Raw genomic sequence first — 24,047 nt, forward strand, 5'->3', positions numbered from 1 at the left:
GTGAGGCTGTCTGTTTTCTCCACCACGGAAAATTTCAGCGCGGTTGGGGGACATGGAGACGTAGCGAAGCCCAGAAACGAAAAAGACCGGCGCGGGCCGGTCTTCGAGAATGATGTTGCTGAAATGAATAAACAAAAATCGCGGGCGTTTTGAACCCGCGATGCCGTTCAGGACCAGTCGATGCAGTATCCGAGGAACCGCTTGGAGTCGATTGGATCGAAGCCGAGCTTCTTGCGCAGCTTCTTGCGAAGCTTGCTGATGTGGCTTTCCACCACGTTTTCTTCGACTTCCTCGTCGAAGATGCCGTAGATCGCGTTGAAGATCTGCGCCTTGGAAACGCGACGACCGCGGTTCGCGATTAAATATTCCAGGATACGTCGTTCACGACGCGGCAGTGGGAAGACCTCGCCCGTCACTTCCGGATCGCGACCATCGGAGAAAACCCGGATGGGACCGACATCGGTAAATTGCGTGATGACGTTGAGCCTGCGGCGAATTGCTGCCGCCCGTGCCAGGATCTCACGTGGATGTACTGGCTTGCGGACGACATCGTCGACGCCGCAATCGAACAAGGCCAGTGTTGCATCGAGAGAATGCTGATCGCTGACCGCAATGACAGGTGCCTGGGAACGATCACGGATCGTTCTTGGCAGTTCATACGTTGTATCCGCCTGACCAATCAAAAATGCTTCAATCGCAGCGATGTCCGAATCCGCTGCGGTGTTCACCCATTCTCCAAATTCTGCTGGATCAAATCCAGTCGAGGGTATCCCCTCTCGTCCAAACAGGGCTGTATACCCTTCCTTAACGAGCTTGCGCTCATCAACTACCACGATCATTCGTCCGCCTCCGAATCAGTGTAGCTCACCTACGTCCTAGGGTGTACGAATCGGGCGAATCTCTCACAATTACAGGAAAACACAGGTAATTATTAATAGTTGATTAACCATACTGTGCCGATTTGGACTATATCTAGTATGCGTTAACCAAAAATGGGATATTTTTTCATGGGATAAACCTGTGGAAGATAATAGGGGGATTGACTCACCTAATTTGGCCCATTCTTGCCGCAATTCGAAAACGGGCAAAAATGAAACTCGGTGATGCAACTTAGGATTGGTTAAGCCTGGCAAAATTTGCGAGCGTTGGCGGTCCATTGACCGTAGCCCGTTGCGACCAGATTGCTGATGACCCGGCAGACATAGCGCTGTTGCGCGGGGTCATTATTGGGGCCGGCATGGTATCTTGCGACCGCCATCGTCCAGGTCTCATGCCGATCGTGGAGCTGCTTCAGGAAGCGCGCAGCATAGGCGACGTTCTTCGCAGGCTCGAACATCTCGCCAATCGACCTGAACTCCGCCCCATGAAAATAGACGTTGATCTGCATGCATCCGACATCGATCAACTTCGCGCCACGTGCCCGCGCTTCCTCTACCAGACGATAGGCTTCCGCCCTGCTTTCCGGAAAAAAAGCCTTGCCTTCGATGTTGATCGCATAGGGGCTGAGCGAGCCTTTGCGTCCCGTTTCCGTCAGCCCCACCGAATATAATATTCCTTCGGGAATACTATACTGGCCAGCGGCATCATGAATCTGCCGCTCGCATTCGACCGCTGCGGTAGGCTGGGAAGCCTCACAGGTAAACGTGGTCAGGACGAGCGCTGGTATCGCGAGGAAGTGTTTCAGGCTGAACCGAAATATCATTGCCATTGACCTCTTCGGGCGCGCTCTGGCGCGTCTGCCGATAGAATTGCTCCTGCGATCGATCGTCGTTGCCACGCTGGCCCTGCTGTGCGCCTTGCTGGTTCAGATCGTTCGGCTGGCGATTGGTGTTGCTGTTGGTGTTATCCTGACGGTCGGATGTGGAGGAAAGCGAAACGGTCACCTGGTCAACGCTGAAGCCCTGCGACTTCAGGGCATCCAGAATGGCAGAGCTGTCTTTCTGCAGCTCGGCATAGCCTTTCAGCGTATGGGCCGTCAGGTGAACGCTCAACTCATCGCCAACCAGCTTCATGGCGGCCGTCACATGACCGAGTTCGACCGGGCTCATCTGAATCTTGAGCGTGTGAACGACCTGCCCGGTGGACGTCACCAGAGGCGCTCCGCTGGTCTTGGCCGCCATTGCGGTTGCCCAATCCGGGTCGGTTGCCATCGACGCCGTCACGTTGGCGGCATTCGAGGTGGGCGAGAGAGCAAGATAGCGCCTGCTGTCAAGGACCTGCACCACATCGACGTTCGGAGCAGAGGATAGGGATGCATCGACCTTCAGCGACCCATCCTCATGCGATGCGATTTGGAGATCGATCGCCGGGGCATCCCCCTTGGAAAGCCTTACCACGGTCGTGGGCATGGCCAGATCGTCTTCGGATGGTGGAGCCACGGAAAGCAAGGCAGCGCCATCAGCAGGCTTGGCCTTTGCCTCGGCATGCACCGGCACCACAGGCTGCTCCTTTGGCGCGGTTGTGGCTGCGAGAAGCGACATCAGGTCGGCACTCGTGCTGGCAACGTTGGTCAGATCTGCATCGTCTGCAGGTTTGTCGCTGTCCGTATCGTCCTTGTCGCCTTCAACCGGCACTTCACTCGTGTTCGTGGCCTTCGTCAACGTCTCGATGAATTTGACCAGATCTGCAAGTGACGTAGCAGGCTCCTCGGTCTCGGTCGGGGCTTCCGCGCCGACGGGGGCAACAGGCGCAGTTTGAACGCTCACGCTCGTATCGACGAGCTTCAGCAGTAGAGCAGGTTTGCTCTGCGCCGCCTCATCGACAACCTCGCCTTCAGCGGGTGGTTGCTTGTCGTCGACGCTTGTGGAACGGGCTGGCGCAGCATCCTGAGATTTATCGGCAGGGCGATCGCTGACCGTTTGCTTCGTATCGGTCGACGCGGCGCTGGACGGTGTGCTCTGGGCCTTATCGCTATCTTGCGCCTTGGAATCGGCGTTGGCACTGTTCGCCGTTGCAGGTTGCCGCGCAGTGCGGTCACCCGCAGCGCCAAGCGCATCCGAGAAGCCCGATCCGCCTTGTTTGGAGGATCCACCACGGTCCCGACCATTTGTGACCTTTACGGCCTCGGCGTGGCTCGGCACCAAGTTGCTCAGGACGTTCATATTATCCCCCTTCCTGCTTCAGCATGGAGTCGATCTCGTTCAATCGAGCGCGGTTCTTGTCGAAAAATGTCTTTAGCGGCGCCGCATCGGCTGCCTGAGACGCAGCCTCCTCGGTCTTTCCGGCGGGCGCAGGAGCCCTGATACCCTCGGTCGCAGGGCCGCTACTGCTCGAAACAGTCGTCGCGGCTGCTATAGACGGCGGCTGCATAATCTGTTCCGCAATGGTTTTTGCCGCGTTGCGTAGCGCGAGGTCACGCGGCGAAAGTTCCGATTCCGGGATGCTCGCCAGCTTTTCCTGTGCGGCCAGAACATCCTGTCCTGATATGTCGGACAGCCCCGAATAGAGCTTGGAGAGAGGCTCACGGGTGGTGTCACCCGTGTCCTCAGCAATTCCATTGGCTTTCTCTGCCGCGAACTGGGCAAGCTCCATCTTGCCTTGCAGGGATGCTTGCCGCGCGATGCGCAGATAGATTTCCTGCGCTCTCTCCGCATCCATCAATTCGGCGATCTCACCAATGTCCTTGGTCGTCACCGGGCCAAAGCTATCGATGGCGAGGCTGACAAAGAGATCGGCAAACTGCGACGCATAGGGTGAATGCAGAAATCGGACGGCGTATTTGCGCGCGTAAACCATCCCCTTGTCGGGCTGTTTCAACTGCATCGTCGCCATGATGGAGCGGCGCAGTGCGGCTTCCTCGATGATCGTGCCTGGCGCGCTCAACCGGGCATCGTCGAAGAATGGCAGGGCTGCAGCCGGGTCTTTGGTATAGGCGATATTGCCCGCAATCAGCATGAGGTAAGGCCCCAGGCGATTGTTGCGATATTCCGGAATGAGGTCGGAGACGACCTTGTCCACCAGGCCGCCACGACCGCTCAGATATTTTTGCAGGACGTTGACCACGCGTGAATCGAAGTATCCTTGCACGTCCTTGGCGACGAGATAGTTCAGCGTCGCGGGATTTCCGCCACTCATGATGTAGATCAGCGCCGCGTCAGCGTTCTTCGTGTCGGAAAAGACCGACATGTCCGAGGTGCGCAACGTGGTGTCGAAAGCGCTCAGCAGAAATTTCTGCATGTCGCGCGCGGAATGATCGCCCATGACGACCGAATCCTGCACGAACTGCAGAGACCGCAAGATCTTGGCGGGCGGCAGGTCGCTCTGGGCCTCGGCCTGGCCAGCCGCCAGCAGCCAGGACACCCCCATCAACAATCCAGCAATATGAGTGGCTCTCATCATCCGCTGGCCTCAACCGTCCTCGAGCAATATCTCGATGCGACGGTTCGCGCCGTTCATCGGGTCGTCGGTGCTTTGCAAGCGACGGTCGGCAAAACCGGACAGCTGCTTGATCCGTCCTTCATCCAGTCCGCCGCGCACCAGCATGTAATAGGCCGCATGGGCGCGATCCATCGACAGCGTCCAGTTATCCTTGCCGCCGCTACTATAGGCTCTGCCATCGGTATGGCCGCGAATGACGACGGCGCCCTTCTGCTTGCTGAGAACCTCGCCGATCTTGCCCATTGCCAGGACGAGGTCGCGCTGGGGTATGGCAGAACCGACACTGAACATCGCAGTGCTTGCCTTTTCCGAAATGGTGATCAGCGTGCCGCCTTCGGCAGGGGTCACGACAATGCCCTCGGCAAGCTTGCCGGCCACGCCGGAAACCTGTTGCGAGATCTCCGCGCGGAGCGCGTCGGCGGCCTTCTCGCTCTTCTGCGATACCTTGACGGGCGTGGCAGGCTCGCTTTCAGAGTCCTGCTTCACCTCAGCATCCTGTTTGTTTGGTTGCTTACCGGATGCCTGGTCGGGCTTGGGGCTGGGCACGGGAATGGCCATGGCCACCTCCGTGGGCTTTTGAGCCTCCGGATCCAGATCGTCTGCGGCAACCTGTTCGGCCTTAGCCGTCTTAGCATCAGGCGGTGCCCCAAGCTCGTTCGGGTCGCCGATAATGCCTGCGACATCTTCGTTCGGTGGCGTTTGTTTCGCGCTTTCAGACGTCTGCTCCTTTTCCGGGAGCTTGGTGTCCTGTACTACCACAGAAGGGTTCTGCTGAGCGGTATCGATCTGCTTGCTCCAGAAATCCGGATCGAAGGGATCGCGATAGGCCTCACCGCCGGAGGCGCCGGTGGAAGGGCCGGATTCGCTTGCACCGCCCTCACCCTTGGCGCTGACATTGGCTTGCTGGCCGACCTCCTGGGCAATCTCCGCAAGAACCGCATAGGGGTTTTCGAAGAACGCCGCTTCGGAGAAATTGACGTTCTGGCCGGACGTCGTGGTCGAATCCTCGCCGCTTGCCGCCGCACTGCCTTCCGTCGATTTGGTCGACTTGGTGTCGGACTTTGCGCTGTTCTCCTCGCCTTGCTCCTTCTTGGCGGGCTGCTTCAACCCACGCTCGGCCGGCTGCTCATCCGTCAGCTTGATGGGATTGAAATAGCTGGCAACCGAGGCGGTCGTCTTCTCATTGGAAGCGTTGACGAGCCACATGACGAGAAAGAAGGCCATCATCGCGGTCATGAAGTCAGCAAAGGCGATCTTCCAGGCACCACCATGCGCACCGTCATGCCCACCCTTGTGACGCTTGACGATGATGATTTCATTCTTGCCGTGATGGTGATTTTCGCTCTCACTCATCCGACAAGCCCCTCAAACCTTGGAAAAACTCCGACAGTCTCGTCATTAGAACTGAATTATCCATTTGAACCTGAATATCGATGTCGTCCGACACCTCGTAATCGACAGGATGGTCAATTTCTTCCAGGCCTTTGCGCATCTTGGAAAGCAGTTGCTCCGGCCCGCTGATCTTGACCGTGCCAGCGTAGCCGTCGCGGATTTCGCGAAGAACTTGAGCCGCCATTTCGGCTGCCGTCTTCTGTGCAAGCTCCTGCTCGACAAACTGGCTGAGAACCTTGAGACAGGCGGCCTCGACGTGCTCATTCATGACCTGCTTCATGGTGATGACCGAGGTCGCAAGGTGACCGGCAATCTCTTCCTCGAACCGGACGCGTTGGGCCTCGAGCTCTTCCTCATGGCGCAGCTTCAACGCGTCGAGTTCGGCCTGATGGCTTTCTTCGAGAGTCTGTCTTGCGGATTGCTCGCCATCCTCGAAAGCCTTCCGCTTCTCTTCCTCAAGATCGACCAAAGGCTCGGGAGCCGCCGCCCAATCACTTTCAAAGGTCACCGCCGGCAACTCGATATCGATTGCCACAGGTTCTTCAGCCGGCACGAACTGGCTGAAATCCTTCAAATATTTTGTCAGCGCTGCACTCATCGACGCACCTGATGACAGACATCACATCTGTCTTTTTCAATCCGGGAAGCCTTACGGAAAAACCGCAAGGTATTCGCAACTGCCTCAGCGAAGGAGGAAGAGTCCTGCCATGACAGCTTTTCATCCGGCAGGGTAAAGAGCCAAACTTGTGCGAGGGTGAACCTCTCCACCATTAGGGGAGAGGATAGGTCTACTGCGGCAGACGAATGGGGCAATGACCATGATATGCTGTGGCATTTCAGGCAGAACGACGTGGCTCTTCTTGTGACAACGACATGCGTCAGGCGCAGAATTCGAGCGGACGTTCGCCCGCGAGATCAACACCGTTAAGGCAAGCACGCCGCTGGGCTACGCGGTCTTTGGACTGCCGTCACGCCACTCGTGGGATCGAACCCCCAAGTGCCTTCTCGTGATCCAAACCTTAGCCTTGGAACAGACTTGCAAGGCTCTTTCGGAAGCTATTGGCCATCGAAACGACCTCGACCGCCAAATCACGCTGCGATTTATAGGCGGCAAGCTTGGTCGATTCCTCTTCCATGTCCGCGTCAACAAGACGGCTGACGCTTTTGTTCAAGGAATCGCCAAGCGCACCCACGAAGGATTGCTGCTGATCGATGCGGTTCGACATGGTCCCGAGAGAGCTGCCGAGCCCCTTCAACTTGGCGGAAAGCTGGCCGACGACTGCCACCATGTCGTCAAGTTCTTCCTTCGTCGTGCTCGACGAAATGGCGATTTCCTGACCGCCCGGGGGCGTCGCCCCGTCGGGGCTCATCAAGTAGTACTCGCGGGGCGTGCCGGAACCATTGGGGTTGAGCGTGTCAGCATCAGTCGCCTTGGTGAACAGACCACGGCTCGGGTCGCTGGAATCGATGAGGACGGTGTCGGAGGTCTTGATGCTCAGATACTGCAGGCTGACCGCACCGTCTGCTCCCTTTTTGTAAGAGAAAGGGATGGACTTGCTGTCTGGCAGTTGCGGGGTGGTATTCAGGAGCCAGTTATCGCCGGAAAAGGATGCCGCCTGGGCGACCGACGCCAGGTTCTTCTTCAGCGCTGCGATCGACGCATTGATGGTGTCGCGGTCCGTGCTTTCCTCGTAACCGGTGATCAGCTCGGTGTTGATCTTGTCGAGAATGTCGATTGCCGAGGAAACGCCTTCGTAGGTCGTGTCGACTTTGGAGGCCCCGAGGCTCAGCGCATCGCCAACGCTGCTCAGAACGTTGCCTTCAGATGTCAGGTTCTTGGCGGTGGACCAGTATCCGGCATTGTCCGCAGCCTTGCCAATCTTCAAGCCGCTACTTGTGATCTGCTGGGTCTTATCCAGGTTTTCATTGCTGAACAGCAGCGTTTGAAGGGCGCTCTGCACGTAGCTAGAGGTCATGATTTTTGTCATGTCAGCAATCTCAAGGCGAGGGAAGAACATGCCATTTTTGGCGGTCGCGGCCTCATCGTCATGAAGAGGCGAAGGTCATGGGAATCAAAGCAGCCAGACAGGCGATCAAACCATGGGCAAGCTTGCGCGAAACTGGAGAAAAACCTCTTTGATCGTCACATGCCTTGAATGACGAAGGCCGCGCTTCCAGAAAACGCGGCCTTTGCCATAGATTGAAGCGAAACCTTACTGGCGGAAGAGCGAGAGGAGGTTCTGCGAGCTGGAGTTCGCAATCGACAGCGACTGGATGGCGAGCTGCTGTTGCGTCTGGACAGCGGAAAGCTTGGCCGATTCTTCTTCCATGTCCGCATCGATCAGACGGCTGACACCAGCCTCGATCGCATCGGAGAGCTTGCTGGAATATTTGTCCTGAAGTTCGACGCGGATCTGGAGAGCACCGATCGCCGCAGCGGAATCGGTCATCTTGCTCAGTGCCTTTTCGACGATATTCATGAAGCCATCGATTTCGCCCTGGGTCGAGATGCTGGTCAGCGCAACCGACATGATCGAACCGAGAACACCACCGCTTCCGAGGCCGTTGGCGCCGATCGTCGAGAATAGGGCGTAGGTCCCGACATTGAAAGTCGCCACGGTAACCTTGACCGTGCCATCGGCCTGGCGAACAAATCCATCCACGACATTGGCTTGCGAGCTTTGGGTGACCAGCCAGTTTTCGCCCGAGAAGGAGGCGCCCTGGGCGATCGCCGAAAGCTGTTCCTGCAACTTGCTGATTTCGAGCTGAATCTGGCCCTTATCGGTGGATTTTTCGCTTGCCGTCACAAGCTTCGCCTTGATCTCGTTGACAGCACCGATCGCGCTTTCCATCGCGGCGTAAGCGGTGTCAACCTTGGCTGCACCGACGCCAAGTGCGTCAGCAGCGGCGTTCAAGGCCTTTTTGTCGGAGTTCATCGTGGTGGAAATTGACCAATATGCAACGTTATCGCTGGCCTGAGAAACCTTGTAGCCGGAAGAAACCCGGTTTTGAGTGTCGGACAGGCTGGTATTGATCGAACGCAATGTCTGCAGAGCGGACATAGCGGATGTATTGGTCAAAATACTTGTCATCTGAATTGGCCCCTTTGGCAATCTCTGGAAGAAGGGACATTCCGGTCGTACCGGGAAACGCGGCAGTTAGCTTCATGCTTACCGAATGGTTGGTCCGGTGCGCTGTTTCGATGGCCGCAGAAAACCGCTTTATGGTTAATAAAGCCTTAAATTTAGGGAAATTTTTACTTGAATGAACGCCGTATTAGCGGAGATGCCGCCCGTTAACATTGACTAACAAATTGATAATAAATGATATTTTTGGTTTTGTCACGGCGAAATTTTGGTGTCGAAACAAACAAAAAAAGCCGCGCTGGAGCGCGGCTTTTATCGTTGAAGCGGAAGCGATTAGCCTCTGAAGAGCGAAAGCAGCTGCTGAGAACCGGAGTTCGCAATCGACAGCGACTGGACGGCCAGCTGCTGCTGGGTCTGAAGTGCCGAGAGACGGGCAGATTCTTCTTCCATGTCTGCATCGACCAGGCGGCTGACGCCGGACTTGATGGCGTCGGAGAGCTTGCTGGAGAAGCTGTCCTGCATGTCGATGCGGGTCTTCAGTGCACCAAGTGCTGCAGCACCGTCCGTGAGGCTGTCGAGAGAGGTCTGAACCGTGTTCAGGAAGGTGTCGATCTGGCCCTGCGTCGTTACGCTGGTCAGTTCGATGGTCATGATGGCGCCCAGAATACCGCCGCTACCAACACCGCTCGCGATGGTCGAGAACATGGCGTAGCTTCCAGCCTGGAACTCGGCCGTGTTGACCTTGACCGTACCGTCCTCTTTACGGATGAAGCCATCGACAACCGTCGTCTTGGTGTCGTTGACCATCCAGTTTTCGCCGTTGAAGGAGGCAGCCTGGCCGATCGCCGTCAGCTGTTCCTGAAGCTTGTCGATTTCAAGCTGGACCTGCTTCTTGTCGACGGAGCTTTCGCTTGCGGTCGTGAGCTTTGCCTTGATTTCATTGACGACGTCGATCGCGCTATCCATTGCAGCATAGGCGGTATCGACCTTTGCAGCGCCGACGCCGAGAGCGTCCGTGGCGGCGCCGAGAGCCTTGTTGTCGGACTTCATGGTCGTGGAAATGGACCAGTAGGCGACGTTGTCAGATGCCTGTCCTACGCGAAGGCCAGAGGAAACGCTGCTTTGAGTATCCTTCATATTCGAGTTGATCGAACGCAGCGTCTGCAATGCGGACATTGCGGAAGTATTGGTCAGAATGCTGGTCATAAACTGCCCCTTTGGCAAGTATAGGGAAGGGACATTCCGGTTTCACCGGTTAAACGACGTATAGCCTCATGCTCGCTGAGCCAATCCATTAACGCTGCAGCCGTCGTTTTGATGGATTGATCTAAAGCCATTAAGGTTAACACCGATATAATATTGAATTAACAGATAGTAAAATTTGAAATTAATTCGTTAATACTCATTAACTGAAGTTAATAAAAAGAAAAGGCCAGGTCTCTCGACCTGGCCTCTTTAACATTTTCTTTACCGCTTGGCTTAACGGAAGAGCGACAGAATGCTCTGCGAGCTGTTGTTGGCAATCGAGAGCGACTGCACTGCGAGCTGCTGCTGAGTCTGCAAGGACGCCAGACGAGCGGACTCTTCTTCCATGTCGGCGTCTACCAGCTTGCTGACGCCAGCCTTCATGGCATCGCTGATCTTGCTGGCGAACTTGTCCTGGAGATCGATACGCGTGGACATCGCGCCAAGGGCCGCCGCACCCTTCGTCAGTTCCTTCAGAGCGGTTTCGACGGTAGAGAGGTAGGTGTCGATCTTGCCCTGTGTCGCCGCGCTGGTGAGTTCGATGGTCATGACGGCGCTCAGAATACCGCCGCTGCCAACGCCGCTGGCGATCGTCGAGAACATGGCGTAGCTTCCAGCCTGGAACTCGGCCGTGTTGATCTTGACGGTGCCGTCTTCCTTGCGAATGAAGCCATCGACAACGGTCGTCTTGGTCGAGGTGACCATCCAGTTTTCGCCGTTGAAGGATGCAGCCTGGCCAATCGCCGTTAGCTGCTCCTGCAGCTTACCGATTTCAAGGTTGACCTGATCCTTGTCGACAGAGCTTTCGCTCGCTGTGACCAGCTTGGACTTGATCTCGTTGACGACGTCGATCGCGCTATCCATTGCGGCATACGCCGTGTCGACCTTTGCAGCGCCGACGCCCAGAGCGTCCGTCGCAGCGCCGAGCGCCTTGTTGTCGGACTTCATGGTGGTGGAGATCGACCAGTAGGCAACGTTATCCTTGGCGGACGAAACTTTCAGACCGGTAGAAACGGTGTTCTGTGTGTTCTGCAGCTTGCTGTTGACGTCGCGCAGAGTCTGGAGAGCGTTCGTCGCGCTGGAGTTGAAGTTAATGCTAGACATGATTGCCCCTTTTAACGAGATACATGAGAGGGACATGCCGGATTCCACCGGCGTAAACGGTTCGGCCTCATGCCACTCGGGTCCATTTTCTGAAGGACACCAAACCCGTCACGTGAGGATGAAAATGACCCTCAACGATTGCCAACTTCTTAATTTGAACGATCGAATCCCCCCTTCCCGGACCTATGGTTAACCCCGTGTGAAAGCCCTTCCTCAGACTGGGAAAGCCACGTGAAGGTGTCCCGTTTCGAGCAAGGTTCATCCTGTAGCGTTTGGTGAATTTTTCTATCGCCGCAGATCGGCCGCGCCCCAAAAAGACCTGCCGAGCAAGAGGACGCAACGTATCCATGTTAAACGAAATCAGCTATTCAGCCGCCTCCAAGCACTTCAAGACAGGGCGCTACACAGACGCGCTGAGGACGTTGAACCGGCTGATCGACATCAACCGTGATGCGCGCACCTATGCCCTGCTTGCCAAAACGCTGCTGCAACTCGGACTGAAAGAACAGGCCGCAACGTCCTACGAACTTGCCTATCAGCAAAACGGGCTGGATGCAGAGACCTACCTGGTTGAAAGCATCAAGCTCTTCTACGAGTGCGACCAGAAGGACAGGGCACTCGCCCTTTCCAACAAGCTCATTCACCGTTTTCACAAACATCCGGATATTGCCTATATCGTCGGTTCGCTGTTGATCGAACGTGGCGAAAATCGTATCGCCCGCACGCTAAAAAGCATCCTGATGAAAAGCGAGGATATCGAGCACATCAAACTCGGTGCGCGTATCGCCATCACGACATGGGATCTTTTCGATCCAAGCGACATCGAAACGGCGCGCGTTCTGTTGTCCAAACTGCCGCGCAACAACCCGGTTCGTCTCATGTATCTGGTGTTCAGCCGTGAACACAGCAAGTTCGACAATATCGAGAAACATCAGCCGATCATCGATGCCGCTGTTGCGGCAGGCGATACGTCCTTCGTTTCGCTCGACGGCACCTTCTTCAATCTTCACTGGAGCGGCGACGAGTACATCAATCAGCTGGCGCGCTCGAACACGCCGGTCTTCACCCCCGACATAAAAGAGCGCCGTCGCGCGATGCCGCATGAATGGGGCAAGAAGATCCGCATCGGTTATCTTTCCTCGGACTTCTTCGACAAGCACGCGACGATGAAGCTGATCCGCCGGGTCCTGGAATTGCATGACCGCGATCGTTTCGAAGTCACGCTCTTCTGCCACTCCGATCCTAAGCTTCTTGGTACGAACGAGGCCGATCGCAGCCTCTGGGGCGATGTCGTCACCATCCGCGACATGACGGATGAACAGGCGCATGCGGAGATGCGGTCACGCAACATCGACATCATGGTGGACCTGAAGGGTCACACTGCAGGCAACCGCACGGCAATCCTGAACATGGGCGCCGCCCCCCTTCAGGTGGCATGGATCGGCTTCCCGGGCTCGGTCGTCAATATCGATCTGGATTATGCCGTCGGCGACCACTATGTGCTGCCGGACAGCTCGAAGCCCTTCTATCACGAGAAGTTCGTGCGCTTACCCGAGACCTATCAGCCGAACGATCCTGTCAATCGCCCCCTGGCAAAACAGGTGACGCGCGCAGAAGTCGGGCTGCCTGAAGACGCCTTCGTCTTTGCCTCTTTCAACGCCAACCGCAAAATCACGCCGCGCGTGATGGATTTGTGGTGCGATATCCTGAAAAAGGTGCCAGACAGCGTCATCTGGGTGCTGCATAACAGCCAGGTCAGCGCCGTGAACATCATGAAGAAGTTCAATGAGAACGGCATCCCCGCCAAGCGCGTCTTCCTGATGGGCAAGTTGGACTTCGAGCTTCACCTCAATCGTATCACAGCCGCCGATCTCGGTCTCGATACCTTCCCGGTGAATGGCCATACGACGACCTCGGAACAGCTCTGGTCGGGCCTGCCTGTCCTCACCGTCAAGGGAACGAACTTCGCTTCACGCGTCAGCGAAAGTCTGTTGAATGCCATCGGCACTCCGGAACTCGTGGCTGAGGACGAAGAGGACTATGTTAACCAGGCGGTGTTCTATGCCCAGAATCCCGATCGCCTCAAAGAGGTCCGCGAGCGGGTCGCGACAAATCGCTTTGTCACGCCCCTCTTCGATGCGGAGCGCTTCTGCCGTCACCTTGAGAGTGCGTATGAGATGATGGTCGAGCGCGCCAAGCAGGGGGCCGAACCGGATCATTTCGACGTCCCCGCGCTTCCAAAGCGCGACGGCCCTTTCCTCGAACGATAACGCCGAACACGAAAAAGGCCGCCTCGAAGAAGCGGCCTTTTTTCATGTGATCTTAAAAGACCCGTCTTCTCTTATGCGAATAGGCGGTCGGTGTTAACGGCGCTCCATCTTCTGTAGATTTACGAGTTGTACTTTCCGGCGATCGGGCTATTTGCGCTCCGATGTGGTCGGACGATCTTTGTCGTCCGTCGCCTCCGACGTTATTCGGAGTAAAGCTCGCCGGCAGACGTCACGATCTTCCATCGTCCGTCCACTTTGGTCATTGAGAGAAGCTTGCTCTCATCTGGCAGGATCGAGCCAATCTGCACCAGGAACATGCCTGACTTGTCCTCGATCAGCGCCCGTCCGTTCGAGACATGCAAGAGCTTGAAGTTCACGCCACCCGGGAAGGGCTGCTGCACCGCTGAACTGTCTGAAATGATATCCTTGTCGATAGCGGGAACCGTCGCGGTAATGACGTTATCAACGACCGCATCCTTCGGTTCGATGGCGGCGGAGTCGTCGCCATGGGGAATGACCGCCTCCCCACCGCCGCCGCCGCGTTGTGGGACGTTCATCAACGCTTCCCAACCCCGGCCGCTCATGCCGAATTTCTCCGGATTGAGGAAAACGTACCAGGGGAGCGCCGCTGCGGCTGCCGCAACGGCAATAAGCCCGCCCGTCAGCACCCGATCGAATTGTCTGGCGGCATCGGCCGCGGTGGTGGTCTTGTCGCGCTTTTTGAACTTCATGATCAGGGTCCTCGCCGCTGTGCAGCCGCCTGGTTGTTAACGGGCGCATTTCTCAGCGCATTTGCCAGTTCTGCGTAGGCGTCGATCACCGTCGGATCGCCCGGAGACTGCTTGAGAACTTCATAGACAAAGGGTACCTGCTTGACCGCCATATCGAGTTCGGCATCGACGCCCGGCCGATATCCGCCGATGAGGCGCAGATCCTTTGTTTCCTCGAAATTGTGAATGAGCGATTTCAGCCGCGAGACCAGCTTCTGCTGATCGGGCGTCCAGGCCTTGTGGGAAAGACGCGAGATGGATGCCAGCGGATTGATCGGCGGATAACGCCCCTCATCGGCGAGCGAGCGATCAAGCACGATGTGACCGTCGAGAATGCCGCGTGTGGAGTCCGCAATCGGATCGTTGTGATTGTCGCCGTCCACCAGGATTGAGATGATGGCGGTAACCGTTCCTGTCCCCTCCTCGCCTGGCCCTGCCCGTTCCAGAAGCTTTGGAAGTTCGGTGAAGACAGAAGCCGGATATCCACGCGCGATCGGCGGTTCGCCGGCAGCGATCGCCACCTCGCGGATGGCATGGGCAAAACGGGTGATGCTGTCGGCAATGAAGAGGACATTCTCGCCCTTGTCGCGAAAATGCTCGGCAATGGTCATTGCCACGAGCGGTGCCATCTTTCGCAGCATGGGGCTTTCATCGCTGGTGGCGACAACGGCAATCGACTTCCTCATATTGTCGCCGAGCGTGTCTTCAATGAATTCCCGAACTTCACGACCGCGTTCGCCGACCAGTGCGATGACCACCTTGTCGAAGGCATCCGCCTTGGCGAGCATGGAGAGCAAGGTGGATTTACCCACGCCCGATCCGGCAAAGACACCTAGACGCTGGCCCAAACACAGCGGAGTGAAAATATCGATCGCCTTCACCCCGGTCCGGAAGCCGGAAATGACGCGGCTTCGGCTCATGGACGGTGGCGGCAAGGCCATGACGGAGCGCTTGCGCGCACCTTTCATCAGGGGGCCCTTACCATCGATCGGTTTGCACAGCGAATTGATGGTGCGACCGCACCAGCTATCGTCGGGCTGAACACGAAATTCGCCCTCTCTCAGCACGACGTCGTTGACGCCGATCGGCTCGCCAGGTTCGATGGGGCAGACATAGATGAGGTCCGGTTCGACGCGCACCACCTCGCCCAGATGCAGGCCCGTCGCGCTTTTGTGTACGACAAACTCGCCAAGCCTTACATGTTCCGAAAGCCCATTGACCGTGTAGTGCCCGGCAGCGATTGTGCGCACACGCCCACCGTGCGAAACGGGCGCGCCAGAGGCCAGTTGAGCGGCCGCGATCTGCGCGAGGGCATCCAGTTTGTGAAACGGCGAAGGCTGCGGTTGGCTATCCATTGGGGTTCATGCCGATTACTGACCGCCGCCCAGCGTGCGCAACGCCTGGGACAGGTTCTCCTCGGTCGATTTCATCATCGACGAAATGCCTTCAAACGCCCGATTGACCTGAATAAGCTGCGTCATCTGCGAGACGCCGTTGATGTTGGAGGATTCCAGAAAGCCCTGCACGACGCCGGCTCTATCTGCATCCACGACGGGCTGTGGCGCCTGAGAGAAGATCACGCCGCTGTTTTCATAGCGAACAAAACCCTTTTTCGCATCAGCGGTGAACAAGCCGATTTGGCCCATCGTCCTGCCATTCTGGGTAATACGACCGTCCGAGCCGACCGTTGGCTCACCTGCAGCGAGATTGAGCTGGATCGGCGCACCGCCCGGATCGAGAACCGGATAGCCCTTGGTCGAAATCAGTTCGCCCGTCGTCGACATGGAGAAGCGGCCATCACGTGTGAGGACCTGACCGGACGGCGTGTTGATGGCGAACCATGCATCGCCCTTGACGGCAAAATCGAAGGGGTTTCCTGTCCGCTCGACTTCGCCATTGACGGTCGACAGATAGTCGTTGCCCTGCGTCACGAAGGCGATATTGGCACGCAAATCGTTCTTCGTCTCCGCCATGACCTGGTTGAACTTCACCTCGGTGCCACGAAAGCCGACCGTATTCATATTGGCGATGTTATCCGCGATGGTCGTCAGGCGGCGTTCCAAGGCGATCTGGGACGAAATACCAACATAGATACCAGATTGCATGTCGTTCTCCTGTTCGGACTTCCAGCCAAGGACGTGCGGCCAAACTCGGCGCATCATGGCTTCAAGACCTAGAGGGGTTTGCTTGCGCGAAACTTTTGGGTTCGGCTCTGCGACCAGCCTGCAAAGAATGAGCAGCGCCAACGACGCCAGAGCGCCACAACATGACGCGATGACGTTTCAGACAATGTGGTCCATGCCGCGAAACACCTCAAAGCCAGCCTCGCGCAAGGCATGATGCCTAACCATTCAGGAGGAAAATTGGCTGCAGGTGTGAGCGTCAGATGAATATCGTTATTGGACTGGTTATTACTTTCGGCTGTATTCTCGGCGGCTTCATGGCCATGGGCGGCCATCTGGACGTCCTTGTTCAGCCGTTCGAGCTCGTGATCATCGGCGGTGCGGGTCTCGGCGGCTTCATCATGTCCAACCCGATGAAGGTGGTGAAGGATTCAGGCAAGGCGCTTGGCGAAGCCTTTAAATTCGCGGTGCCGAAGGAACGTCACTATCTCGACGTGCTGGGCGTTCTCTACGGGCTGATGCGCGATCTGCGCACGAAGTCGCGCAACGAGATCGAAGCCCATATCGACAATCCGGAAGAATCCTCCATTTTCCAGACGGCTCCGTCGGTTCTCAAGAACAAGGAACTGACAGCCTTCATCTGCGACTATGTCCGCCTGATCATCATCGGCAACGCCCGCAGCCATGAGATCGAAGCGCTGATGGACGAGGAAATCGAAACGATCCTCTACGACAAGCTAAAGCCATACAACGCGATCACCGCGATGGGCGACTCCTTTCCGGCCATCGGTATCGTCGCGGCCGTTCTCGGTGTTATCAAGGCGATGGGTAAGATCAACGAGCCGCCTGCGGTTCTCGGTGGCCTGATCGGTGCCGCGCTCGTGGGCACCATGCTCGGGATTCTGCTTTCCTATTCGATCTGTAACCCTCTCGCTTCTCAGGTGAAAATCGTGCGCTCGAAGCAGCACAGACTGTATGTCATCGTGAAGCAGACCCTGATCGCCTATATGAACGGCTCGGTTCCGCAGGTCGCGCTGGAATATGGACGAAAGACGATTTCCGGTTACGAGCGTCCGTCCATCGACGCGGTCGAGCAGGAAATGATGAACCCTGGCGGCGACCAGAAGGCGGCTTGATATGGCGATTGCTGCGGACCACAGCTCTTCCTTGGGAATGGAACCCTCCTTGCTTGCCAAGCTCACCGGTGGGCTTGGTGACAGCAAGACCGTCACCAAGATCGGCAACGAGATTGGCCAGGTCTATGGCACATTCCTTCCCGATGTTTTTCACAGCCAGACCGGCATCACCATCGAGGTGGATTATGAGGCTTGCGAATCCGGCCTCATGACCGATCTCATTGCGAAGCTCGGCAAGGATTATGCTGTCGCGGATTGTTCGCTTCGCAACTGGTGCAACAACTTCATGCTGGGTGTCGGCAACGCATTCGTCATGGCTTTGATGGAGCGCATGCTGGGGGCTGCTCCCGATACGATCATGGAACCAGAAGTCCGCGCGCTGTCGGCGATCGAGCTTGATCTTGCAGCTCTGATCCTCGACCGAATCGCTGGCGTGCTGCGCTCTGCGGTCAACGCGCCCGGTGGCTTCGAAGTGACGATCGAGCCACCCTTCAATGCAACCGGAAAGAGCACCTATGAGGAGGCCATGTTCGGCCAATTCGGCATGCTGATCCGGTCGACGATCACAATCGGCAAGGTGACCTCTGAATTTGCGCTGATTATTCCTCAGCGCACCCTTCTCAAGACGAAGATCGTCACGCCGAAGCCTTCGGCTGGAGCCTTGAAGAAGCAAGAAGAGTGGATGGAGATGATTTCCGAGCAGGTCAAGCGGTCCCAGGTGACGCTTGAGGCGAAGATCAGACTGCAGACACTGACACTGACACTGAAGACGATATCACGACTCGTGGAAGGAGACGTCATTCCTTTCCGGGACGCGAAGCAGGATGATATCTGCGTCGAAGTAAGCGCAAACGGAGCAAAAATGTACAATTGCGAGTTTGGGCGAGCCGGGGACCGCTACACGGTTCGGGTCAAGAACAACGTCTCTACGGATGACGAAATCCTAAGACACCTGATGGGTTGAGATCGCTCAATACTACCTTAGGTTTTAGGCAGGCTGACGCAAGTTTCAAAAGGAATAATTATCGCATGGCTACGAAAAAGACCCCTGTAACCGACGACGACCTGATGCCTTCGCTCGATGACACGGGCGAGCTGGATCAAGCTATCGGTGGGCTGCGCGACGTCTTGAAAAGCGACGCGGATGGTTCGCTCTCCAGCTTCGGCGATTTCGGCGACTTTGATGGCGCCGCTGCAAGCCCGCTGGGCGATGACCTCGACGCGTTTGGCTTTGACGCGGGCGCAACCGCTTCCGCAGCGCCGCTTGGCAGCGGACTGGCGGATAATCTGGACCTGATCATGGACATCCCGATCGATGTCCAGATCGTTTTGGGAACCAGCCGCATGCTGGTATCAGGTCTGATGGGCCTGGAAGAGGGAGCAACAATTGCGCTCGATCGACGAATCGGCGAACCTGTTGAGATCATGGTGAACGGTCGTTGCATTGCACGCGGCGAGATTACCGTTCTGGAAGACGACGATACACGTTTCGGTGTGAAGCTGATCGAAGTGCTGAGTACTAAGAAGACCTGATCCCTGTGGGGACGGAGAGGAAAGACCATGATGGACTTTGAGGATTTCGGTAACCCGGTCTTAGGGAAACCGTTGTCTCAGGCTGAAAAGGCTGCCGCCGTGCTCCTGGCAATGGGCAAGGGCGTGGCTGGAAAACTGTTGAAGTTTTTCACCCAGGCCGAGCTTCAGACCATCATCAATTCCGCTCAGACTCTTCGTGTCATCCCTCCGGACGAACTTGCCCAGATCGTTGCCGAGTTCGAGGACCTCTTCACCGAGGGAACCGGTCTCATGGACAATGCCAAGGCGATCGAAGCCATCCTCGAAGAAGGGCTCACGCCAGACGAAGTGGACGGCCTTCTTGGCCGTCGTGCGGCGTTCCAGGCATTCGAGACATCCATCTGGGATCAGCTGCAGGATTCCGATCCGCAATTCATCGGCAAGTATGTGATGCGCGAGCATCCGCAGACAATCGCCTATATCCTTTCGATGCTGCCGTCCTCCTTCGGTGCCAAGGTTCTGCTGACCATTCCTGACGAACAGCGTGCGGACATTATGAACCGTACGGTGAACATGAAGGAAGTCAGCCCGACTGCCGCGCAGATCATCGAAAAGCGCGTCTTGGCGCTGATCGCCGAGGTCGAGGCAGAACGCAACGCGACCGGCTCCATCAAGGTCGCAGACCTGATGAACGAACTGGAAAAACCCCAGGTCGATACCCTTCTCAGCTCGCTCGAAACCCTCAGCCGAGAATCGGCGAACAAGGTCAAGCCGAAGATCTTCCTCTTCGAAGACCTCATGTACATGCCGCAGCGCAGCCGTGTTACGCTTCTCAGCGATATTACCAGCGATGTCCTCACCATGGCGCTGCGCGGCGCCACGACGGAAATCAAGGAATGTGTGCTGTCGAGCATCAGCCCACGCCAGCGCCGCATGATCGAGTCCGACCTTTCTGCCGGCGGTCCGAACATCAACACCCGCGAAGTTGCAGTGGCACGCCGCACCGTGGCGCAGGAAGCCATTCGCATGGCCAATTCCGGTCAGATCGTCCTCAAGGAAGCTGCTCCAGCCGAGGGTGAGCCAGCAGCAGCATAAGCTTCCCAGTTGATAACACTTGCTGCAGGACGCTGCCGTCTTGCAGGTCGTCTTCCAAAACTGTACCTTCTTTCATAGACCTGCCAGGACAAGGCGGGTTTTTTCAGTTTGAGCGTCCCGCGATCTTTATGTTCGCGTCTGACGGTCAAGTCTTTGTCTTAACGCATTCCGTTATCGCAAAACCGCTGAAGATTTTGCGCGATATGCCTTAGGGAGGTCTTGCCTTGGCAGACGACGACAAAGACAGCAAAACAGAAGAACCATCAGAGAAAAAACTACGCGACGCGGTCGAGAAGGGTAACGTCCCCGCGTCAACAGAAGCGTCTCTGTTTGCGTCTTCGCTCGCTTTCTACGTCTATCTCGTTTTCTTTGCGCCGGATGGCGCAAGGCGCCTCGGCGAATCCCTGAAGGACGTGATCGAGCGGCCGGAACAGTGGCGCCTGAATACGGCCGGCGATCTCGTGTCCCTCGGCCTCCATCTCGCAAAGGAAGCAGGCTCGCTGCTTCTGCCGGCGGCGATCATGTTCATCATTTTCGGCCTCGGCCAGTCTTTTGCTCAGAACCTTCCGCAATTCGTTCTCGATCGAATCACCCCGAAGGCCGAGCGGATCTCGCCCGTTAAAGGCTTCAAGCGAATCTACAGCGTCGACGGTCTGGTGATGTTCGGCAAATCGCTGTTCAAGGTCGCCATCGTCGCCATCATCATGACAATGGTGTTGAAGGGGGATTATTTCCGGCTTCTCAACGCGCTCAACACCGACCCTCAAATGATCGTTCCGACAGGCTACGAAGCGTTGAAGAAGATGATGATCGTCATTCTCTTTTCGACGGGCATCCTCGCGGTCGCCGACTATTTCTGGACCAATCATCGCTGGTACAGCAACCTCAGAATGACCAAGCAAGAAGTCAAGGACGAGCACAAGCAGTCGCAGGGCGATCCGGTCGTCAAGGCCCGCCAGCGCTCAATTGCGCGCGATCGCGCCCGCCGCCGCATGATCGACAGCGTTCCAAGAGCCACGCTCATCATCACCAACCCGACCCACTATGCCGTGGCATTGCGCTACGTCAAGGAAGAGAGCGATGCACCGATCGTCGTCGCAAAGGGCCAGGATCTGATTGCTCTACGCATCAGAGAGATCGCCACGGAACACAATATACCAATTTTTGAGGACCCGCCGCTCGCTCGCTCCATGTTTGCGCAAGTCTCGGTCGATAGCGTCATTCCGTCAGTATTTTATAAGGCTGTGGCGGAACTCATTCACAAGGTTTACGCCGCACGTCAGAACAAAAGACGGGTAAACTGATCGATATGAAAAAATGCCCATATTCGGCTCAACGAGAAGAGATAGTTGCACGCGCAATCGGTCCCGTAGCGGCCGAGCTTCGTCTGATTGACGCTGCTGATCTGATATCTCTTTTAAAGTTTGAATATTACAATAGCTTGTCGGATCTCGTGGATTCGGCGGCCGAACTCTACTTCCACCCGGGTACTGTTCACTTCGGCATCGGGGGCGACTACACGCTTGACTGGGACACCTATCCTGAGATCACGCTCGATCTCGAGATCAAGCCGAAAGGTGTCACGATCTATGCGCAGTTGATGCTCGGCAAGGACCATGCCGGCGTCAATATCAACTACATCAACTTCCAGAATCCCTCCACCGATCCGAACGAGAATACCGCTTTCCTGGCCGATAGCCTGCGCTACGCCACCTTCTACAAGAATGCGGACTCCGCTGCGATGAATGCAGCGCACTAAAATCCTGACCGTTACACCCGTATAGTATTTTCATCCTCAGACGACAGACGAGGTGCATGGGACGATGCGCCTCTTTTGTCCTGTGCGATAGAGCGTTGTGTGTCCTTCGACCGCACAAAGGATGAATCTCGCTTTTTGATTCTAAACATCGTCCCGAACATCGATTTCGATGTCCGGGACGATGCTGTAATCGTGGTTGCGGGTCGTTAACTCAGGTGTGAAAACCTCACGCTGACTTCTTCAAGATGTAGTCCGACAGTCTCTCTGCGGCATCGGCAATCTGCGCCGGATCACGCAGGAAGCAGGCGCGCAGGAAGAGTTCTCCGCCCGCGCCAAATGCGTTGCCCGGCGCCAGTCCAACGCCGACCTTATCGACGATGTCAAAGGCCGCCGCGCGCGTATCCGTCACGCCATCGATCTTCAGGAATGCGTAAAGCGCGCCATCCGGCTTGAGGGTTTCGACCCGATTGGTGGCAATCAGCGCGTCGCAGAGAATGTCGCGAGACTGCGCAGCGCGAGCAAAATTCTTCGCCAGGAACTCATCGCCATGGTCAAGTGCTGCAATTGCGCCGCGCTGCATGAACTGCGCAACACCCGACGTGGAATACTGGATCAGGTTTTCGATTACCTGACCGATTTCCGGCGGGGCCACCAGCCACCCGACGCGCCAGCCGGTCATCGACCAGTTCTTGGAAAAGGAATTTGCGAAGATGATTCGGTCGCCCTCTTCCATGATGTCGAGGAAGGATGGCGCGCGGCCACCTGCATAGTGATAGAGCGCATAGATCTCGTCAGCCACGATCCATAGACCATGCTTTCTCGCCAGTGCCAGAATATCGCGCAGATTATTATCGGTTGCCGTCCAGCCGGTCGGATTGGATGGCGTATTGATGAACAGCGCCTTGGTCTTCGGGGTGATGGCGCTTTCGAGTTTGCCGAGATCGATGTCCCATTTGCCCTGGGTGAAGTCGATCCCGACCGGCACGGCCTTGGCACCGGCGATCCCGATCGCGGATACGATGTTCGGCCATGTCGGCGTCAGGTAGATCATTTCATCGCCAGGCGAGGTCAGGGCCTGAACCGCCAGCACGATGGCCTGCATCCCAGATCCGGTGACGTAGAAGTGCTCAGGCGACAGCAAAGCGCCGAAATGCCGCTGATAATAGCGGCCAAGCGCGTCGCGAAGCTCCGGAATGCCGCGCTGCCAGGTGTAAAATGTCTCACCGGCATTCAGCGCATCAACGGCGGCCTTCGAGATGAAGTCCGGCGTGGGAAGATCGCCCTCACCCACCCACAGGGGCAGAAGATTTTCGCGGGCATGGGCGTATTTCTTGACCTCGACGATACCACTTTCCGGCGCTGCCAGAGAGCGGACACTGAGACTGTTCAAAACCGACATAGAAGGCACTCCGTTCGAGTGCCTTCTTAACGCATCGCTTGCACCCTTTGCATGATATTCCGTGAAGAAACCACGGATTTTGCTGATGGATGGAGGCTAGCTGGCCGAGCCTTGCTGCGTCTTCAACAGATCGCGAATCTCGCTCAGCAGCTTGATATCCTCCGGCGGCGGGGCCGGCGCCTTCTTCTCTTCCAGCTTGTCACGCTCGACGGAGGCGCGGATCTTGTTCACGCCCTTGACCATGAGAAAGATGATCCAGGCCAGGATAAGGAAGTTGATGACGATGGTGATGAAGTTGCCGTAAGCGATAACCGCGCCCTGCTCACGCGCGGCGGCCAGCGATGTGGCGGTTACGGAAGAACTCAGCGGAATGAAGTAGTTCGAGAAATCGAAACCGCCGAAAATAGCGCCGACGAGCGGCATGATCAGGTCGTTGACGACGGAATCGACGATCTTGCTGAACGCCGCACCGATGATGACGCCGACGGCCAGGTCCATGACGTTGCCGCGCGCGATGAATGTCTTGAATTCGTTGAGCATGAAGATGTCCCTCTTGAAGCCCTCTTGCCTGCCGGGACGAGACGCCACCGACGCTCTCACAATAGCAGTCCGGTTGCCATTGTGCAGGTATTATGACGCGCGATCCGTGTATTTCGTTCCATGCATCTGCCGGTTGATTTCCTACCCTGTGCCTGTCTGTTGAACTTTATGCCAATGCGGTGCCAATTCTCATTTCACTGGAAGTGTCATAAGCTTCTTGGGATTGTGTGGAGGGGACA

The 24,047-nt window shown here is 56.6% G+C and carries 22 protein-coding genes; 7 read left to right on the forward strand and 15 right to left on the reverse strand.

The window, feature by feature from the left end; all coding sequences use genetic code 11:
- Window positions 1-167 precede the first annotated feature (167 nt).
- The 10 genes from PVA19_RS00945 to PVA19_RS00990 form a co-directional block, all read right to left on the reverse strand.
- The gene (locus PVA19_RS00945) at window positions 168-839 is read right to left on the reverse strand and encodes a response regulator transcription factor (protein ID WP_062426080.1); all 672 of its coding nucleotides are present in this window, start codon (window positions 837-839) and stop codon (window positions 168-170) included.
- Window positions 840-1,120: 281 nt separating this feature from the next.
- Window positions 1,121-1,702, reverse strand: coding sequence for a transglycosylase SLT domain-containing protein (locus PVA19_RS00950; RefSeq protein ID WP_112955827.1), 582 nt, complete (start codon window positions 1,700-1,702; stop codon window positions 1,121-1,123).
- Window positions 1,632-3,101, reverse strand: a complete 1,470-nt coding sequence (locus tag PVA19_RS00955) for a flagellar hook-length control protein FliK (RefSeq protein WP_274100890.1) — start codon at window positions 3,099-3,101, stop codon at window positions 1,632-1,634. The genes PVA19_RS00950 and PVA19_RS00955 overlap by 71 nt, the downstream gene beginning before the upstream one ends.
- Before the next feature lies 1 nt (window position 3,102).
- The gene (locus PVA19_RS00960; protein WP_274100891.1) at window positions 3,103-4,338 is read right to left on the reverse strand and encodes a chemotaxis protein; all 1,236 of its coding nucleotides are present in this window, start codon (window positions 4,336-4,338) and stop codon (window positions 3,103-3,105) included.
- Window positions 4,339-4,347: 9 nt separating this feature from the next.
- Window positions 4,348-5,730, reverse strand: coding sequence for a MotB family protein (locus tag PVA19_RS00965; protein ID WP_274100892.1), 1,383 nt, complete (start codon window positions 5,728-5,730; stop codon window positions 4,348-4,350).
- Window positions 5,723-6,367, reverse strand: a complete 645-nt coding sequence (locus PVA19_RS00970; RefSeq protein WP_112519930.1) for a hypothetical protein — start codon at window positions 6,365-6,367, stop codon at window positions 5,723-5,725. The genes PVA19_RS00965 and PVA19_RS00970 overlap by 8 nt, the downstream gene beginning before the upstream one ends.
- 421 nt (window positions 6,368-6,788) lie before the next feature.
- The gene (locus PVA19_RS00975; RefSeq protein ID WP_194286759.1) at window positions 6,789-7,745 is read right to left on the reverse strand and encodes a flagellin N-terminal helical domain-containing protein; all 957 of its coding nucleotides are present in this window, start codon (window positions 7,743-7,745) and stop codon (window positions 6,789-6,791) included.
- 237 nt (window positions 7,746-7,982) lie between these two features.
- On the reverse strand, window positions 7,983-8,861 hold the full coding sequence (locus PVA19_RS00980; RefSeq protein WP_062426087.1) for a flagellin N-terminal helical domain-containing protein: 879 nt from the start codon (window positions 8,859-8,861) through the stop codon (window positions 7,983-7,985).
- 327 nt (window positions 8,862-9,188) lie between these two features.
- Window positions 9,189-10,061, reverse strand: a complete 873-nt coding sequence (locus tag PVA19_RS00985) for a flagellin N-terminal helical domain-containing protein (RefSeq protein ID WP_062426088.1) — start codon at window positions 10,059-10,061, stop codon at window positions 9,189-9,191.
- A 273-nt stretch (window positions 10,062-10,334) separates the two neighbouring features.
- Window positions 10,335-11,204, reverse strand: coding sequence for a flagellin N-terminal helical domain-containing protein (locus PVA19_RS00990; RefSeq protein WP_274100893.1), 870 nt, complete (start codon window positions 11,202-11,204; stop codon window positions 10,335-10,337).
- 347 nt (window positions 11,205-11,551) lie between these two features.
- Here PVA19_RS00990 and PVA19_RS00995 point away from each other — a divergent pair, with 347 nt between their 5' ends.
- Window positions 11,552-13,474, forward strand: coding sequence for an O-linked N-acetylglucosamine transferase, SPINDLY family protein (locus tag PVA19_RS00995; protein WP_274100894.1), 1,923 nt, complete (start codon window positions 11,552-11,554; stop codon window positions 13,472-13,474).
- A 200-nt stretch (window positions 13,475-13,674) separates the two neighbouring features.
- Here the strand turns inward: PVA19_RS00995 and PVA19_RS01000 are convergent, their stop codons facing one another.
- Genes PVA19_RS01000 through flgF form a run of 3 tightly spaced genes read right to left on the reverse strand, consistent with a single transcriptional unit; the run spans window position 13,675 to window position 16,349 of the window.
- Window positions 13,675-14,205, reverse strand: coding sequence for a flagellar protein (locus tag PVA19_RS01000; protein ID WP_113274259.1), 531 nt, complete (start codon window positions 14,203-14,205; stop codon window positions 13,675-13,677).
- Window positions 14,206-14,207: 2 nt separating this feature from the next.
- Window positions 14,208-15,599: a flagellar protein export ATPase FliI gene (gene fliI, locus PVA19_RS01005; protein WP_082447260.1), complete on the reverse strand. Its 1,392-nt coding sequence runs from the start codon at window positions 15,597-15,599 to the stop codon at window positions 14,208-14,210.
- A 15-nt stretch (window positions 15,600-15,614) separates the two neighbouring features.
- Window positions 15,615-16,349, reverse strand: a complete 735-nt coding sequence (flgF, locus tag PVA19_RS01010) for a flagellar basal-body rod protein FlgF (RefSeq protein ID WP_062425120.1) — start codon at window positions 16,347-16,349, stop codon at window positions 15,615-15,617.
- A gap of 281 nt (window positions 16,350-16,630) precedes the next feature.
- On the opposite strand from flgF, the gene motA reads away from it, so the two are divergent.
- From motA to PVA19_RS01040, 6 genes are all read left to right on the forward strand, one after another.
- Window positions 16,631-17,503: a flagellar motor stator protein MotA gene (gene motA / locus PVA19_RS01015; protein WP_062425113.1), complete on the forward strand. Its 873-nt coding sequence runs from the start codon at window positions 16,631-16,633 to the stop codon at window positions 17,501-17,503.
- Between the two features lies 1 nt (window position 17,504).
- Window positions 17,505-18,467, forward strand: coding sequence for a FliM/FliN family flagellar motor switch protein (locus PVA19_RS01020; protein WP_274100895.1), 963 nt, complete (start codon window positions 17,505-17,507; stop codon window positions 18,465-18,467).
- A 65-nt stretch (window positions 18,468-18,532) separates the two neighbouring features.
- Entirely contained in the window at window positions 18,533-19,036 is a 504-nt protein-coding gene (fliN, locus tag PVA19_RS01025; protein WP_062438808.1) for a flagellar motor switch protein FliN, read from the forward strand.
- Between the two features lie 27 nt (window positions 19,037-19,063).
- The gene (fliG, locus tag PVA19_RS01030; protein ID WP_062425110.1) at window positions 19,064-20,110 is read left to right on the forward strand and encodes a flagellar motor switch protein FliG; all 1,047 of its coding nucleotides are present in this window, start codon (window positions 19,064-19,066) and stop codon (window positions 20,108-20,110) included.
- A gap of 224 nt (window positions 20,111-20,334) precedes the next feature.
- Entirely contained in the window at window positions 20,335-21,414 is a 1,080-nt protein-coding gene (gene flhB, locus PVA19_RS01035; protein ID WP_062425109.1) for a flagellar biosynthesis protein FlhB, read from the forward strand.
- Between the two features lie 5 nt (window positions 21,415-21,419).
- A complete protein-coding gene (locus PVA19_RS01040; protein ID WP_062425108.1) occupies window positions 21,420-21,869 on the forward strand; it encodes a hypothetical protein in 450 nt (149 codons plus the stop codon).
- Window positions 21,870-22,095: 226 nt separating this feature from the next.
- Here the strand turns inward: PVA19_RS01040 and PVA19_RS01045 are convergent, their stop codons facing one another.
- Both PVA19_RS01045 and mscL read right to left on the reverse strand, forming a co-directional pair.
- Window positions 22,096-23,268 (reverse strand): pyridoxal phosphate-dependent aminotransferase, encoded by a 1,173-nt coding sequence (locus tag PVA19_RS01045; protein WP_274100896.1) that lies wholly within the window; start codon window positions 23,266-23,268, stop codon window positions 22,096-22,098.
- Window positions 23,269-23,364: 96 nt separating this feature from the next.
- The gene (gene mscL, locus PVA19_RS01050; protein WP_113266241.1) at window positions 23,365-23,808 is read right to left on the reverse strand and encodes a large conductance mechanosensitive channel protein MscL; all 444 of its coding nucleotides are present in this window, start codon (window positions 23,806-23,808) and stop codon (window positions 23,365-23,367) included.
- Window positions 23,809-24,047: the final 239 nt, after the last annotated feature.

The sequence above is a fragment of the Agrobacterium sp. CNPSo 3708 genome (genome assembly GCF_028674915.1).
Classification (GTDB): Bacteria; Pseudomonadota; Alphaproteobacteria; order Rhizobiales; family Rhizobiaceae; genus Agrobacterium; species Agrobacterium cavarae.

Coding starts and splice junctions, on each gene's coding strand:
- PVA19_RS01040 (WP_062425108.1), top strand. CDS start 21,420: ATGAAAAAATGCCCATATTCGGCTCAACGAGAAGAGATAGTTGCACGC.
- PVA19_RS00945 (WP_062426080.1), bottom strand. CDS start 839: ATGATCGTGGTAGTTGATGAGCGCAAGCTCGTTAAGGAAGGGTATACA.
- PVA19_RS00980 (WP_062426087.1), bottom strand. CDS start 8,861: ATGACAAGTATTTTGACCAATACATCCGCTATGTCCGCTCTGCAGACA.
- mscL (WP_113266241.1), bottom strand. CDS start 23,808: ATGCTCAACGAATTCAAGACATTCATCGCGCGCGGCAACGTCATGGAC.
- fliN (WP_062438808.1), top strand. CDS start 18,533: ATGGCTACGAAAAAGACCCCTGTAACCGACGACGACCTGATGCCTTCG.
- flgF (WP_062425120.1), bottom strand. CDS start 16,349: ATGCAATCTGGTATCTATGTTGGTATTTCGTCCCAGATCGCCTTGGAA.
- PVA19_RS00960 (WP_274100891.1), bottom strand. CDS start 4,338: ATGATGAGAGCCACTCATATTGCTGGATTGTTGATGGGGGTGTCCTGG.
- motA (WP_062425113.1), top strand. CDS start 16,631: ATGAATATCGTTATTGGACTGGTTATTACTTTCGGCTGTATTCTCGGC.
- PVA19_RS01000 (WP_113274259.1), bottom strand. CDS start 14,205: ATGAAGTTCAAAAAGCGCGACAAGACCACCACCGCGGCCGATGCCGCC.
- PVA19_RS00965 (WP_274100892.1), bottom strand. CDS start 5,730: ATGAGTGAGAGCGAAAATCACCATCACGGCAAGAATGAAATCATCATC.
- PVA19_RS00990 (WP_274100893.1), bottom strand. CDS start 11,204: ATGTCTAGCATTAACTTCAACTCCAGCGCGACGAACGCTCTCCAGACT.
- PVA19_RS01045 (WP_274100896.1), bottom strand. CDS start 23,268: ATGTCGGTTTTGAACAGTCTCAGTGTCCGCTCTCTGGCAGCGCCGGAA.
- PVA19_RS00955 (WP_274100890.1), bottom strand. CDS start 3,101: ATGAACGTCCTGAGCAACTTGGTGCCGAGCCACGCCGAGGCCGTAAAG.
- fliG (WP_062425110.1), top strand. CDS start 19,064: ATGATGGACTTTGAGGATTTCGGTAACCCGGTCTTAGGGAAACCGTTG.
- PVA19_RS00975 (WP_194286759.1), bottom strand. CDS start 7,745: ATGACCTCTAGCTACGTGCAGAGCGCCCTTCAAACGCTGCTGTTCAGC.
- fliI (WP_082447260.1), bottom strand. CDS start 15,599: ATGGATAGCCAACCGCAGCCTTCGCCGTTTCACAAACTGGATGCCCTC.
- PVA19_RS00950 (WP_112955827.1), bottom strand. CDS start 1,702: ATGATATTTCGGTTCAGCCTGAAACACTTCCTCGCGATACCAGCGCTC.
- PVA19_RS00970 (WP_112519930.1), bottom strand. CDS start 6,367: ATGAGTGCAGCGCTGACAAAATATTTGAAGGATTTCAGCCAGTTCGTG.
- PVA19_RS00995 (WP_274100894.1), top strand. CDS start 11,552: ATGTTAAACGAAATCAGCTATTCAGCCGCCTCCAAGCACTTCAAGACA.
- PVA19_RS00985 (WP_062426088.1), bottom strand. CDS start 10,061: ATGACCAGCATTCTGACCAATACTTCCGCAATGTCCGCATTGCAGACG.
- PVA19_RS01020 (WP_274100895.1), top strand. CDS start 17,505: ATGGCGATTGCTGCGGACCACAGCTCTTCCTTGGGAATGGAACCCTCC.